This window comes from Microcoleus sp. bin48.metabat.b7b8b9.023, from assembly GCF_013299185.1.
Lineage (GTDB): Bacteria > Cyanobacteriota > Cyanobacteriia > Cyanobacteriales > Microcoleaceae > Microcoleus.
Genome location: NZ_JAAFKG010000097.1, coordinates 1 through 15,046 on the forward strand (window position 1 = coordinate 1; position 15,046 = coordinate 15,046).

12 protein-coding genes are annotated in these 15,046 nt (G+C 42.9%); 6 read left to right on the forward strand and 6 right to left on the reverse strand.

Annotated elements, in window-relative coordinates; genetic code table 11:
- The first annotated feature begins 110 nt into the window (after window positions 1-110).
- Window positions 111-236, forward strand: a complete 126-nt coding sequence (locus QZW82_RS31015) for a hypothetical protein (RefSeq protein WP_293157858.1) — start codon at window positions 111-113, stop codon at window positions 234-236.
- A gap of 272 nt (window positions 237-508) precedes the next feature.
- Here QZW82_RS31015 and QZW82_RS31020 read toward each other — a convergent pair whose 3' ends face one another.
- Window positions 509-1,252, reverse strand: coding sequence for a pentapeptide repeat-containing protein (locus tag QZW82_RS31020; protein WP_293157861.1), 744 nt, complete (start codon window positions 1,250-1,252; stop codon window positions 509-511).
- 737 nt (window positions 1,253-1,989) lie between these two features.
- Here QZW82_RS31020 and QZW82_RS31025 point away from each other — a divergent pair.
- From QZW82_RS31025 to QZW82_RS31035, 3 genes are all read left to right on the forward strand, one after another.
- A complete protein-coding gene (locus tag QZW82_RS31025) occupies window positions 1,990-2,640 on the forward strand; it encodes an ATP-binding protein (protein WP_293157864.1) in 651 nt (216 codons plus the stop codon).
- 305 nt (window positions 2,641-2,945) lie between these two features.
- Complete coding sequence (locus tag QZW82_RS31030) at window positions 2,946-3,962, forward strand: RNA-guided endonuclease TnpB family protein (protein ID WP_293157867.1); 1,017 nt, start codon at window positions 2,946-2,948, stop codon at window positions 3,960-3,962.
- 236 nt (window positions 3,963-4,198) lie between these two features.
- Entirely contained in the window at window positions 4,199-4,537 is a 339-nt protein-coding gene (locus QZW82_RS31035) for a DUF3593 domain-containing protein (protein WP_293157870.1), read from the forward strand.
- Here the strand turns inward: QZW82_RS31035 and QZW82_RS31040 are convergent.
- The gene (locus tag QZW82_RS31040) at window positions 4,487-4,726 is read right to left on the reverse strand and encodes a hypothetical protein (protein WP_293157873.1); all 240 of its coding nucleotides are present in this window, start codon (window positions 4,724-4,726) and stop codon (window positions 4,487-4,489) included. The genes QZW82_RS31035 and QZW82_RS31040 overlap by 51 nt on opposite strands.
- 269 nt (window positions 4,727-4,995) lie before the next feature.
- Between QZW82_RS31040 and QZW82_RS31045 the strand changes: the two genes are divergently transcribed.
- Window positions 4,996-7,023 (forward strand): serine/threonine-protein kinase, encoded by a 2,028-nt coding sequence (locus QZW82_RS31045; RefSeq protein ID WP_293157876.1) that lies wholly within the window; start codon window positions 4,996-4,998, stop codon window positions 7,021-7,023.
- Here QZW82_RS31045 and QZW82_RS31050 read toward each other — a convergent pair.
- The 4 genes from QZW82_RS31050 to QZW82_RS31065 all read right to left on the reverse strand — a co-directional run bounded on the left by QZW82_RS31050 (window position 7,000) and on the right by QZW82_RS31065 (window position 12,740).
- Complete coding sequence (locus QZW82_RS31050) at window positions 7,000-8,718, reverse strand: OB-fold nucleic acid binding domain-containing protein (protein WP_293157879.1); 1,719 nt, start codon at window positions 8,716-8,718, stop codon at window positions 7,000-7,002. The two genes, QZW82_RS31045 and QZW82_RS31050, sit on opposite strands and share 24 nt — an antisense overlap.
- Window positions 8,711-9,490 (reverse strand): endonuclease, encoded by a 780-nt coding sequence (locus QZW82_RS31055; protein ID WP_293157882.1) that lies wholly within the window; start codon window positions 9,488-9,490, stop codon window positions 8,711-8,713. Before QZW82_RS31055 ends, QZW82_RS31050 begins: the two co-directional genes overlap by 8 nt.
- A 1-nt stretch (window position 9,491) precedes the next feature.
- Window positions 9,492-12,155: a DNA polymerase III subunit alpha gene (locus tag QZW82_RS31060; protein WP_293157885.1), complete on the reverse strand. Its 2,664-nt coding sequence runs from the start codon at window positions 12,153-12,155 to the stop codon at window positions 9,492-9,494.
- A gap of 165 nt (window positions 12,156-12,320) precedes the next feature.
- The gene (locus tag QZW82_RS31065) at window positions 12,321-12,740 is read right to left on the reverse strand and encodes a lysozyme inhibitor LprI family protein (RefSeq protein ID WP_293157888.1); all 420 of its coding nucleotides are present in this window, start codon (window positions 12,738-12,740) and stop codon (window positions 12,321-12,323) included.
- Window positions 12,741-13,114: 374 nt separating this feature from the next.
- On the opposite strand from QZW82_RS31065, the gene QZW82_RS31070 reads away from it, so the two are divergent.
- A complete protein-coding gene (locus tag QZW82_RS31070; RefSeq protein WP_293157891.1) occupies window positions 13,115-14,950 on the forward strand; it encodes a hypothetical protein in 1,836 nt (611 codons plus the stop codon).
- The last annotated feature ends 96 nt before the right edge of the window (window positions 14,951-15,046 follow it).

Below are 15,046 nucleotides of genomic sequence, written 5' to 3' on the forward strand. Positions count from 1 at the left end.
CGCAAGACTCTTTGTTATTCTAAATGTGAGGAAATGCTCAAGCATTCTATTAAATTATTAATACATTACTTGAAGTTTGACGATATTCCCATTCCTGGAGCATTCATACCTTGATTCAGCAACGCCCAGCACCCGAGCCCAAACAGCTTTACATGGTTCCCAATGGAGGACACAATAATGCGGCACAAATCGGCGGTGCAGAATATCTGGGGGTAGTGAGCAAATTTTTATTGTAGGGTGCGTGAGCTCATAGTGCGATCGTAAAAAAAGAAAGTCCAGGCGCAACTATCAGAAAAAAAAGGTACGTAGTTGCGCTTTAGCGCTCTTATCTTATATATGATAAAACACAGGTACGTAGTTGCGCTTTAGCGCTCTTATCTTATATATATAAAAGAGCGCTGAAGCGCAACTACGTACCTAAGCTTCAGCGCTCTTATCTTATATATATAAAAGAGCGCTGAAGCGCAACTACGTACCTAAGAATCAACCCCTATCAACGGCTTACCACTTAATTCAACCTTAAAATATCTAACCACCAGTCATTGACGGCACGGCAGTAATTGCAGTAATTGTTCGAGCTAATCGGTTGTTGTTTTTTAACATCACAACCTCGCCGAGATATTTTGCGGTTCGGCATCCGGGCGCCACATAAATTAGCATCTGTAAAATTAGCTTTGTTCAATCTCGCATCGCTCAAATCGGCCCCTCTGAGGTCAGCACCGCTGAGATTTGCACCGCTTAAATCAGCTTCTTTGAGGTCAGCACCGCTAAGGTTTGCCCCTGTAAAATCGGCATTTCTCAGGTCACTTCGACTTAGGTTAGCTGCGATCAAATTACTGCATTTTAAGTTAGCCAACTGGAGAGATGCGTCGAGCAGAGAACTCTCGCTGAGATTGGCATTTTCTAAGTTTGCTCCCCTGATGTCTGCCCTGCTCATGTCGGCTTTGCTGAGGTCGGCATCGATTAAAAAGGCATTTCTCATGTTGGCGTTATTTAAATTAGCTTCCATTAAATCCGCCGCAGTCAAATCCGCATCTACTAAGTCGGCCCTGCTGAGAGTGGCGCGACTCAAGGAAGCGCCAAACAAATCTGCACGGCTCAAGGAAGCACCAAATAAGTCGCATCCGGGACATCCTCTTGTTGCTAGCAGCCGCTTGATTAGAGGCAGATTTTGAGCTTGTAAGGGAACTGCTGCGCCAAATGGGAGTAGCAGAATCACTGCTGCCAGAATTGTCAGTTTAATTTTTGTCATCAGGTGTTGCGCGTTTAAATTGTATATGTCAATTACCTATTACCTAGTTGTCAAATCATCTCCTCATCAGACTTTCTCCCTGGATCTCTCCCCTCTGCCGGAATCTCCTCGAACATAACAGACTATGTAGATGCAAGCAAAGCTTAGTCCGGGTAATTCATCTAACTGCGTTTTATCGCCTAGTTTTCTCCTGGAATAACGCGCGCGGGGCTAAAAACAGGGTTTATTGCTAGATTTTTCGCTGTCAAATCCAATATTTTTAGCAGAAACGGCCTTGTTTGCAGCAGTCTTAGTCTAGTGGATTGACGTGGCACGCCGGTGTGAGATTCGCGGACGATCGCATTTGCGGATATTACTTACTCCTTTAGGATGAGAGCGATTACCTCGAATCAGCTTTGCAGGCTACCGGCGAGCCACCGTTGGCAGTGGCTCAATGCCTTGTATTTTGTAGTTGGCGACGGCTGGGGTAAATGAGCTCCGGCAGTGATTCGGTAATTTCTGGTGGATGCAGGCGGATTGTGCTACGGGGGCGATCCCTCTCCGTACAGGCGATCGGTAAATAAGCCAATTGGCTTAGACTCTTAAGACATATTGCTGATGCGATTCCTTCTGCAAAAAAGATAGCATTTTGGTGTGATCGCCGAAATTATACTTAACAAGCAAGTATAAAAAAAGACAAGGTGTGTCGGCGGGTGTGAAAATTGGGTACAACTAATACTTTCAGACGAGGAAAATTAATGTCGAACAGCATAGATCAACTGGCAGAAGGCGGCAGAGGCATCAAACTCATGTGGCAGATTGCAGACGAGCTGAGTTACACCCGGACTTTCGACGGTCGAAATTGTTTGTCGCTGAGCAAAAGTTACGAAGTAGAAAGTCGCGATCGATCGCAAAAGATAAAAAAGGCTAGCGCTTTAGATGGGTTAATGAATTTTTTAAAGAAGTGGGATTGGCAAGATGACATTGAGCAGGAAGCGGAACTGAATGAAAGTTCTTTTAAAAACATCAGCCTGCAAGTCAACACAGATATGAATGCTTTAACTAAAGTTTTGGACTGGTTGGAGCAGTTGCAAGATGTATCGATCCCCAATGAGGTTTGGTTCCAATTACAGCTAGCTTTAGCTGAAGGTTTCACTAATGCAGTTCGTCACGCTCACAAAAATCTGCCCGCAGAAACTCCTATTCAACTGCAAATTACGGTATGTAGCGGACACTGGCAATTCAAACTTTGGGATTGTGGCCCGCGTTTTGATTTTGATGCTAAGCTCCAAGAAATTATCGCAACAGATAGAAAACGCTTTGCTGATTTAGAGGTTTTGAGCGATACTTCCTTGATACCTAGCAGACCGACAACTTTGGACATATCTCAGTTTCCGATTGCTGGGTAAAGTAACAATTAACAGACTGGCACGGTTGAAAATGTGTTATCCTAATAACGGTGTTAGGGGAAGAGTTACGGGTTGTGTCTCCGCGCGGGTCAGGGATTTTTAATACTAGCGACCTGCTGCGGAGAAGGTTAAAAGCTATGGGCTTGGGTGAGGTTGACAAAGGCTAGACAAATGTAGACTAAGGTAATAGAAAAACTTGACAAACCTAGAGAAAAAAGCCTACGATCGAGAAAGTTATTTAATTGATGCTTGTGCTGTTATCGATCAAGACCAAGTTAAAATTAACAAGTGCCGAAAAACAATTGATGAGTAAACACGCTGGAATAGCTCGTTTTACATACAATTGGGGTTTGGCGACTTGGCAAAACTTGTACCAAGATGGATTAAAGCCCAACAAATATATTCTCAAAAAGTTTTTCAATAATCACGTCAAGCCAGAGCTAGAATGGATTAAAGAAAAAGGAATTTGTCAAAAGATCACTCAATATGCTTTCGACCAATTAGGTAATGCGTTCGATCGTTTCTTTAAAGGACTTGGTGCTTATCCCAATTTTAAAAAGAAGTTTCAACACGATTCTTTCACTATCGATGCTGGTGGCAAGCCGATGAGAGTTGGTGGTGTCAGGATTAAATTACCGACAATTGGCTGGCTCAGAACCTTTGAGGGATTGCCAAATGTCACCACTTCTAAGATGACGATTTCTAGAATTGCTGAAGATTGGTATTTGTCTTTTGCCTATGAGCAACCAGAACAAGTAACAATCAAGCAATTTGAAGTTGTAGGAGTAGATTTAGGCATTAAAACCCTAGCTACACTTTCAACGGGAGTTGTGTTTGAAAATTCCAAACATTATGACCGAGAAGCAGCTAAGTTGAAGCGATTGCAGAAGCAATTATCTCGAAAAAATAAAGGTAGCAATCGTCGATTCAAAGCCAGGATGAAAGTGGCTAAACAACACAATCGAATTGCCAATCTCCGCAAAAATACTCTTCATCACGTTACTACTTATTTGAGCAAAAACCACGCCCAAGTAGTAATTGAAGATTTGAATGTAGCCGGGATGATGGCTAATCATAAGCTAGCCAAAGCAATTGCTGATTGTGGATTCCATGAATTCAGGCGACAACTAGAGTATAAGTGCCAGAAATTCGGCTCCAAACTAATAATAATTAGTCGGTGGTATCCCAGTTCTAAAACTTGTTTTAGTTGTGGAAATATTCAGGATATGCCTCTCAAAAAACGCACCTATGACTGTTGCTCGTGCGGCATATCTATCGACCGCGATCTCAACGCGGCGATTAACTTATCGAGGTTGGCTTAACCTTGAATGCTCATGGAGGGATAGCCGCTCCGATGCCCCCTGTGAAATGAGAATTAATGACTAGGCTTGTCTAGGATTTATATAGCAGTCTCTAGCAGTTCGACAGAAATGGGTTCCTTTATCAAATTAGACTTTCAAATTAGACATGAAAAATTAACCACAAAAAGTTAAAATTTATTCACATTAATTTTTAATTTTTTAATCTATGATGGTATCTGGTCGCTCACCAAATACTAATGATTTCCAAAGAAAGTTTATTTGTGGTGTCTCTATTTCCCTACTTGGGTTTTCTCTGGTTTTTGACGAAATCTGGAAAAACTCCTCGTTTAGCTCTGATGGGATTTTACGGCACTCTCGTGTTTGTGGGTGTGACTATTCCCGCAGCAATTTACGCAAAAGTTGCCTACAACGAGTCGCTAGCAAATGTCGATTGGCTCCACGGTTGTGCGGAACTATTCTTGACACTTGCCAATATTTTAGTAGTTTTAGGCTTTCGGGAAGCGGTGATTAAAGCCAAAGCATCCTCACAGAATGGTGGCGAGGAGGAAGAATGTCTTGCAGACGGGGGAAAATAGCCGCCGTTGACAGTTGACAGTTGACAGTTGACAGTTGACAGTTGACAGTTGAGGGCGATCTCTACCTAGAAGGAAGAGGATTGGAGTAATGAATCGTCTGATTTTAATTTCTACGCCAAAGGGAGATGCTTTCAACCAATTATTTCTGGTATAAAACCCGGTTTCTGGCTTAACATCCATCGCTGACAATAGCTGATTTTGGCTAGAAACTGGGTTTTTACGGCGAAGCGCATTCTAGAGTTGCCGATCGGCTTACTTGCAAAATTTTAGGCAAGCATTAAAATATGTGGAAACTCAAATCAAGCACTTCTAGCGCCGAGCTTGCCTGAGATCCGAGATTTTGGGTGGAGAAAAGCCCTATCTGTGGCGCGATCGACAATCCTGCTCTCGCCGTCAGCGGAAATAGACTACCATATTGCTAAGTCTAGCTTTGGTGGGAATCTCCAGGCAGGAAAAAGATGAGCTATTGTCTCAATCCCCATTGCAACAAGCCGCAGAATCGTGATTCAACCAAGTTTTGTCTGGCGTGCGGCTCAAAATTGCTGCTGAAAGAGCGTTACCGCGCCCTTCAACCTATCGGTGAAGGAACATTTGGCAGAACTTTTTTAGCTGTCGATGAAGATAGGTTGAAAAGTCGCTGCGCCATTAAACAATTTTTCCCCCACGTTCAAGAAAAGGCAGAATTAGAAAAGGCAACTTCACTGTTTAAACAAGAAGCTCATCGCCTGTACGAACTCGGAGAACACCCGCAGATTCCAAGTTTACTGGCTTCTTTTGAACAAGCAAAACACCTGTATCTTGTAGAAGAGTTAATCGAAGGAAATAATTTGTTTCAGGAGTTGCAGCAGCGCGGAGCTTTTAGCGAGGAACAGATTTGGGAATTGTTGATTAATTTGTTGCCTGTTTTGCAATTCGTGCACGAGCGGCAGGTAATTCATCGGGATATTAAGCCGGAAAATATTCTGCGGAGAAATCCCCAAACTTTCTCGACTCCTGGTAATGGAAAAAAAGGGATAAGTCTGGCAGAATCTTCTACTGTACAGGGGAAATCGAGGGGGGGTCAGTTTGTGCTGGTAGATTTTGGAGTTGCTAAGCACATTAGCGCGATTTCTGAGGCGAAAACTGGTACGATAACGGGAACTGCTGGCTATGCACCGATCGAACAAATTCGCAGCGGTAAGGCGTATCCGGCGAGCGACCTTTACAGTTTGGGCGTTACCTGCATTCACTTGCTGACTGGGGCGGTGCTGAATGATTTGTTCGATGCTTTGGAATGCAAATGGATTTGGCGATCGCACTTAGCGCAAAAAGGCATCAAAGTCAGCCAAAAATTAACAACTATTTTAAATAAATTGCTCAAAGATTCCGTAAGGGAGCGATATCAATCCGCGGCAGAAGTGCTGCACGACTTGGTGAAATTTGGGCAATATCCCCGATCGCAAATTGCGTATAACTATCGCACCAAAATAGCCATTAATTCGTCTGTAACTCACTCGCAGACAGCGACAGCAACCGCCGTATCTGCCGCGCCACCTCAGAATGTGCAGGTGACAACCGCAGCTAGCAACCCGCAATTATTATCTCATAACTGGCAGTGCGCGCGCATTCTTCACGGTCATTCAGACTCGGTTAATGCTATTGCAATTAGCCCTCAAGGCAATATTCTCGCTAGCGCCAGCGACGATAAAACAATTAAGCTGTGGAACCTGCAAACAGGGGAATTAATCCATACTTTTTTCGGCCATTGCGCGACGGTTGATGCGGTGGCTATCAGCCCCGATGGGAGAATGCTGGTTAGCGGCAGTTTTGACAGAAAAGTTATTGAGTGGAAGCTGGATAAAAAGGCGATGATTCGCGAGTTTTACAGCGATTATGGGTCGCCGTACAGTCACCGGTACGGCTCCGTATATTCGGTGGCTTTTAGCTGCGATGGAGGGGCAATAGCAAGCGCTAGTGGCGACAATAGTATTAAGCTGTGGAACCAGCACAACGGAGCTTTAGTTCACAAACTTTCGGGACATTCTGACAAGGTTTTATCTGTGAGTTTTCGCCCTCAAAGTATGATGCTGGCTAGCGGTAGTGCGGACAAAACTATTAAGGTTTGGCGTGTAGGGATGGCCCAGAGTGTGCGGACTTTTGTCGGACATTCTGATTGGGTTTATGCGATCGCCTTTAGCCAAGATGGTAAGATGATTGTCAGCGGTAGTGCCGATACTACCGTAAAATTGTGGAATCCCGATACCGGGGAATTGATTAATACTTTGAGCGGCCATTCTGATGAGGTGATATCGGTGGCTATCAGTCCCGATCGCGAAACTATGGCTAGCGGCAGTCGAGATGGTACAGTTAAAATCTGGAACTTGCAAACAGGCGAATGTTTGTGCAGCTTAGTTGGCCGCAATCCGGTGGCTTTTAGTCCTGATGGCAAAACTTTAGTCACCGGTGGCGATGGGGATGAAATGTTAATTTGGCGGGCGTTTGTTTAGTTGGGCGAGATAACTGAGATACTGGGAAATGCGATCGACATCTGCGTCAAGTAAGCGATTGGCCCAAGAATATATCTTAAGTTGCGATCGCATTTCCCGAAATATTGCAGCATCCCCGCGACTGTCGAGAGGGAAAACCCAAGCATCAAATCCCGCCGACTTGAGACGGCTAACAGCGCCATCGCCATCTTGTACCCACAATTGACGCTTGATCCGAAGAGGTTGACAGCAATATTCACCGACAACGATTCCCCCCACCGAAACGCTAGCATCCTCTCCACGATTGGAAAGTTCTTGCAAAATAGCTTTCAGGGAATTAAGGTTTTTGACATCTTGCACCTGCGACGGTGTAAACTTGACAATCACCATTTCTGTAACTTCCACTGGTTTTGTCGATCGTCCAAAGTTGACCGGTTGATTCGCCCAAGAATTTTGTATTTCCGGTTGATTCCCCCAAGAATTTTGTGTTTCCGATGGCGCCACCCAAGAATTTTGTGTTTCCGATGGCGCCGCCCAAGAATTTTGTGTTTCCGATGGCGCCGCCCAAGAATTTTGTGTTTCCGGTAGTGGGCTCTCGATTTCCTCTGTAACCTCTGGTGTTGCTACAGGCTTTGCAGTATCTACAATGATCTGAATTTCCTCGCCATCCTTCTCAATTTTCCCACTAATCTGTAAGATAGCATTCTCTGTAATATGCTGTTTAACTTCTTCATAACTCTTGGGAAACACAACAGCTTTGATTTGGTGTGTCAAATCTTCTAACTGCAAAATTGCCATCGCATCGCCTTTTTTTGTCACTACAAGTTTGATAGCATTGAGCATGACAATAACGGATACTTTACCCTTTTTCTCGGCTAACTGTGCGAGAGTCACCACATCTGGATCTTGATTGGATTGAAGCAGAAACTTGAGGGGATGCTCTGATACATAAAAACCCAGCAATTCTTTTTCTAAACGCAATTTTTCCTGCGTGTCAAAATCTTTCACAGTTTTTGATTTTGGGGCCGAATCATAGGTATTCGCCGACTTAGCAAAGCTGTTCCCACCTAACAAGTCAAACAGATTACCTTGACCGCTTTCCCGATCTTTTTTGCGGTCTTGGGCCCATTTCATCACCCCTTCAAGGTCGTTTATTAATTGACGGCGGTTGGGTGCGATTTTGTCAAAAGCACCACAGTGAATCAAGGCTTCTAGGGCGCGGCGGTTGACAGAATGTAGATTTACGCGATCGCACAAATCTGGTAAAGACTTAAAATGACCCCCTGACCTGCGCGCCTCCAAAATATTCTCAATTGCCCCTTCACCAACATTTTTAACTGCCGAAATCCCAAACAAAATTTTATGTTTTTCGGCTTTTGTCATCTCCATCGGCAATGGCGTAAAAGTAAGTTCAGAACCATTAATATCAGGTGGCTCAACGTCAATCTTCAGCTTGATACAATTAGCAATATATCTCTGTACTTTCTCCTGATCGCCTCGGTTAGCTGTCAGCAGTGCAGCCATGTATTCAACAGGAAAATTTGCTTTTAAATAAGCAGTTTGATAAGTGATATAGGCATAGGCCATTGAATGGGATTTATTAAAGCAGTTAGATGCAACTAGACTATTTTCTAGAATAAAATTGTGGTCTTTTTCAACACCTATGTCATATACCTCTTGAGTTCCTAGAGATTTGCGACTAATAATTTTAACCATGTTTATAACTCCTTAGAATAGCCTCAATTTTAGTTTTCTTTCGTTGCAGTCCCAATTGGGGATACTGATATACAAAATCATAAAATGCTTGTATGTTTTTTCGACTAAATATTCTCCAATAATAAACTTTTTTAAATATATGCTCTTGTACAGAACCCATGCCTAGGTGCATTGATAGTTCGCAGGCAAGTTCAAAGGAACCAACGATGCACACTAAACCACCACTTCTACCCTTGTTTAGATAAGCACAACCATCACCATCAAAGTAGCCTAACACATAAGACCCTAAATATTTTGATATCGGGAAATAAGTAACTCCCGAAAAAGTCCTTCCTGCTATGATACCGTAACCGCGTAAAGAGTTTGCCAGTTGTTCAGAAGAAAAATTTATTCGGTAGTGAGGAGCATAATTTTGAAGCTGAATAACTCTAATTTCGCCAGAGTATTGTAGCTCTATACTCAGCATTTCTGTAAGTTCCTTGTCAATAGATTCAAAAGCTATATAATTAGTGCTAGTAACGCAGCCATCAGCAGCTATCAAGCCTAACAAATAAGCTTTAGAGTGAGAGTCAATTACATCAAAATAGTTTTCATTTAAAGAATAGCGATTTCGCCGCTTAGTATTAATATCAGCTTCTTTTAAAACTCTTGAAACCGCTCTCTCGCTCACACCAAGGTAGTTAGGAATTTCTCGGCATTCCATGCCATCATTAAAAGCAGAAATAATCTTTTGCTTATTTTCAGATGTTAGTTTGCGATAGTCTAAATACATTTTATATATCTAATAGAGGGTTGATTTGTTTTAATTCTAATCCTTTTTCAAAGATTATATCAATGGGCAGCATTTGACCGTCAGCAGTCATAAACTTGTGATCTTTTGTAGCGCGAATTATCGAGCCATCTTCGAGACAATACTCAAAAACCTCCTGCATTCCCCGGCGATGCCACTGTGCAATTGGCTGTGTGTAAATATAACCATTACTATCAACACTGTAAACTGTGCACTGAATTTGTTCCTCAACAATTTTACCAATTGCCATCGGCCCATATTCCACCGTCAATATCTGCGTGTCATAGCTCAAGCAATATTCCGCGAATTGTAGCATCTGCCCAAACAACTCTTCGGCAATTCTTTGAGTGACACCATTTTTAGTTGCCCCATCAATAAATGTTTCCTTTTGCTTCTGCATTTCATCAGCCTTCTTCTTGCCCATGGCGCGGCGCAGCAAATCAGCTTGCCCTAAAGAATAGCCCGCCAAATCTTGAGCCATCCGCATGATTTGCTCTTGGAAACAAAGCGTTCCATAGGTCTCTTTCAAAATCGGTTCTAACAGCGGATGGTCGTATTTAACCACTTCTCTGCCGTGTTTGCGATCGATAAATTGTGGAATCAAACCAGCATCCAGCGGGCCGGGACGATAAAGCGCCAGAATAGAAGAAATATCATCCAGACAAGAAGGTTTGATTTTTTTTACTACATCCAGCATCCCAGAAGATTCTAGCTGAAAAATACCTTCTAAATCTCCTTTTTCTAATAGTTGATAAGTCTTTGCTACATCACCGGGTAACTTGTTGTTCCTAGTAAATGTCTCTTGAGCTCTGCGTTCTATGTCAGAAGGTAAGCCTTCAGCATTGATAGTTATATCTTGAGTTTGCTTAACATAATCAACAGTTTTTTGGAGAGTCGTTAAATTTTTGAGTCCCAGAAAGTCCATTTTGAGTAACCCCAAAAATTCCAAGTCTTCCATAAAATATTGGGTGATTACAGCACCATTTTCATTCTTTTGCAGGGGCACAATTTCATCAAGGGGGATGGAAGAAATCACCACGCCGGCGGCATGAACACCATAGGTTTTGTTAGTTCCTTCAATGCGAATTGCCATGTCAATCCACTGACGCACTGGGACTTCGGTGCCAGTTTCGGCATTAGTACAAATAGTATTTTCGTAGTTGGTTTTAAATTCCTGTGCCGGTGTTGCATCGGAAATCATTACTTTGAGTTTTTCCGGTTTCCCCCGCGATACAGGAATCATTTTCGCCATCTCATCGGCTTTTTTGTAGGGAATACCTAAAACTCTGGCAACATCTTTCAAAACAGCTTTTGATGTCATTCTGTTGAAAGTAATAATTTGCGCTACGCGGTCTGTACCATATTTGTCTGTGACATATTTAATCATATCGTCCCGTCTTTCGATGCAGAAATCGCTATCAATATCTGGCATCGATTTACGTTCGGGATTGAGAAATCTCTCGAATAGTAGTCCGTGGTGTACAGGGTCTATGTTTGTAATGTTGAGGACATAAGCAACTAAAGAACCTGCCGCAGAACCACGTCCTGGCCCGACGGGAATATTGTTGTCTCTAGCATATTTCATGTAGTCCCAAACCACTAAAAAATATTCAGAAAAGCCCATCTGCTGAATCATTTTTAGCTCATATTCTAGTCTTTGTTTGTAGACTGGGGGAATTTCATTTCTGGTACGGGCTTTGAGTCTTTCTAATAATCCTAGCCAAGATATTTCTTCTACATAGGTATCGGCGGTATGTTCTGGGGGAATTGGAATTGTGGGAATCCGAGCTTCTCCTGTTAGATCGTATCTTGATACTTTGTTTGCTACTTCTAGGGTGGTTTCGATCGCCTCTTTGATGGTTTCATCATCCAAATGGTCTCGAAATAGTTGCGCCATCTCCATAGCAGACTTCAGATATTCTGTGCCGCTGTAGCGCATCCGCTTTTCTTCTTCAATCAGTTTGTTGGTGTTGATGCACAACAAAGCATCGTGAGCTTCTACGTCGTTGCAGGAAATATAGTGAGAATCATTGGTGGCAATTATTTTAATATTGAATTCGCGGGCAATTTTGACGATTTCAACATTAACCATGCGGTCTTCTTGGGAACCGTGGTCTTGAATTTCTATATAATAGTCTTCTCCAAATACTTCTTTATACCATTTGGCAACTTCGCGGGCAGTATCTAGCTTGTTTTGCAGAATCATTTGGGGAACTTCACCACCCAAACAAGCGCTGGTAACAATTAAACCTTCGGAGTATTGTTTGAGGAGTTCTTTGTTGATGCAAGGACGGGCAAAAATACCTCTTTCGGGCATTCCTTTTAAATGGGAAATTGTGGTAAGCTTTACTAAGTTTTTATAACCTTGCGTATTTTTAGCTAAAACAACTTGATGGTATTTTCTTCTACCTCGAACTTTGACTTCGATGTCGCCGTTGACGACGTACATTTCATTGCCAATGATGGGCTTGATATTTTTATTTCGGCAAACTTTGATTAGCTCGATCGCGCCATACATCACGCCGTGATCCGTAAGGGCGATCGCGGGCATCCCCAATTCCACCGCGCGCTCTGCTAGCTGTTGTAGCTGAGACGCGCCGTCTAGCAGGCTGTAATCGCTGTGAATGTGCAAACCAACGAAAGACATAGCGATTTTATATTGTAGATTTTAGATTTTAAATCTTACACCATTGGCGTGTCAAAGTATAAAATAAAAAACAAAGCTTATTATCACTTTTAAGATAATTTGGGCTGGGGGGTTTGATACCGCATAAGATGAGTTTGCTGTGATATTGATGATTCGATCGCACTTTTACAAACTTACTTGTTCCAAATAACGCTCGAAGTCTTTAATCCGTTCTTTTGTGACTCTGGCTCTGCAATAACCGTAGATAGAAGGAGCCACGCTACCACCCTCAAAGTAACCTGCTTCATAATCGCAAGATTCATCTCGAAACTTGAGCCAACTGCGCTGTGCAACAGTCAATCTCTGCTTTTGTTTGCTGTTGAGTTTTGGTTGAAGTTGCTGGTATACTTGATTGAGTTTTTTGTCTGCTGCCTGAAACTCTTGGCTGGAACACACATTCTGATCCAGTGTCGTTTGAGGACTTTTACAGTTAACCTGTTGGGCGAGTTTTAAGGATGTATTGCTAGCTTTAGTGGGAAGTAAAAATCCGGCTGTCAATAAAAGTAAACTCGCCGCCAATGTTGTCCAAGTAGTGATATTTTTCAATGAACTTCTCCGTTTTATCGTTGACTGTTAGCTGTTAAAATAATTATCGCTATTGCAAATTTTACCAGATTGCGCGAGGGCGATCGCATCTGGAGCATCTCAGTTTTGATGTTTTGACTTTATTATAGTGCTGTCCCCGCTCGCGTATTCTACAAATCGCGAGCGGGGACGCTCGCACTGTCAAGAAATTGCTTTTTTGCAAAAGTGAGATGCTCCGATCGCATCTATTGATGTTAAGTTTATTCACAACTTATAGCCGTCTCAAAAATCCGCTGTTATCTTAAATGTATCAGGCAAACAGGCATCTTGCAAAAATTCAAGCTTAAGAATTCAAGTTGGTAGGTACGAATAAACTTAACAGCAAGGTAGATGCAATGGTAAAGGAATCTTCTCAACCCAAACCAGGCGATGCAGTTCTTGGCGGTCAAAATCTAGAACCTCTAATCAACGCAGCAGTTTTAGGGGGAATAGAAGGAGCAAAACAGCGTTGTGCAAGTTCAGATGTCAAAATGAGAATTGCTGGGCTGCGAGAAGCAGTTAAGTATGGGGAACAAGGCATAGAATTGCTGGTGCACGGTTTGAAAGATGAAGTGTCAGAAGTCGGGTACGTTGCCTATTCTTTGCTACAGGAAAATGCAGAGCCAGAATTGAAAAGGGTGCTGGAAATAAATAATCCTTGCCCGCTACGGTGCGTTCGTAATATTCCTATAATACGACAAGTTAGCTCTGTAATCCTCAGCCCCCATTTGCAACTCCTTGCTACTTGGTACGGGGACTCTAAAACCATCAACCTGTTGGATGTAGAGACAGGTACTGTTAAAACTACTCTCACTTTGGATTCAATATCTACTTACTCGATAACCTTCCCGATAGTCTTTAGCCCCAACGGGAAACTCCTTGCCAGTTTTGGTGACAAAATCATCAAGCTGTGGGATGTAGAGACGGGTACACTCATAACTACTTTCACTGGGCATTCATATGATATTCACTCCGTAGCCTTCAGCCCCAACGGGAAACTCCTTGCCAGTGGCAGTCAAGACGGAACCATCAAGCTGTGGGATATAGAGACGGGTACACTCATAACTACTTTCACTGGGCATTCATTTTATTATATTGTTTACTCCGTAGCCTTTAGCTCCAACGGGAAACTCCTTGCCAGTGGCAGTCAAGACAGAACCATCAAGCTGTGGGATATAGAGACGGGTACGCTTAAAACTACTCTCACTGGGCATTCATATGATATTTGCTCCGTAGCCTTTAGCCCCAATGGTCAACTCCTTGCCAGTGGCAGTCGAGACAGAACCATCAAGCTGTGGGATATAGAGACGGGTACGCTTAAAACTACTCTCACTGGGTATTCAAGGTTGGTTGAATACGTAGCCTTCAGCTCCGACGGACAACTCCTTGTCGGTGCCGGTATGGATAAAACAAAAAGAGTGGATGCTGCAGGCGATTCGTTTACCATTAATGGGCAACTCCCTGACAATTCCCCTGCGATCGCAACCATCAAGCTGTGGGATGTAAAGACGGGTACAGTCATAACTACTTTTGCGTCGGACTCTCGTTTCTCCTCATCATTTAGCCCGAACGGGCAATTCCTTGCCACTTATTCGTCTGACTCTGGCAGCAACAAAACCATCAAGCTATGGCTAGCAGATTTTTGCAATCCAGAGCGATGCGATGCAGTTGCTATATTCCACAGCTACATGAAAATCAAGCAACCTCAAAACTCTAGTTTATACCAAGCTTTTCAAACACTAAATCGCGGAACCAAGGCAGAACAAAAGGCTGCATTTTCACAACTTCAAAGTAGCCAAGAACCTGCGATCGAAGCAGCATTGCGGTTATATATCAATGAACTAAATCCGAAGGGAGATGTTACCTATAGCAGGCTGAAATATTTACTGGACATTAAGCAATGGCAATCAGCTCAGGAGGAAACTGAAGATATTCTAATTCAGCTATCAGGTTGCGTCAAAAGCACAGTTATTAGCGAAATTCTCAAATCAGAATTTACTCAAAGTGGCAAATCATATTATGGCAACAGTTACCGCTATGTAAAACGAAAAATATCAACTGATGAATTACGTTTTATATACGAGATTTGGCAAAAATCGGTCAATACCAGTTCTTTATCGAGTGAGGGGGCAGTAACCCCCGATTTTTTGGTGACTTTCAACCCACATTCCGCACCCCCAACTGGCACATAGGGGGATTGAGGGAGTAAAAGTGAATCATCCGAGACAAAAATGAGTAGAAATACTCAACTATCTCGGTCACTCAGCATTACCCAGTAGTCCATTCTG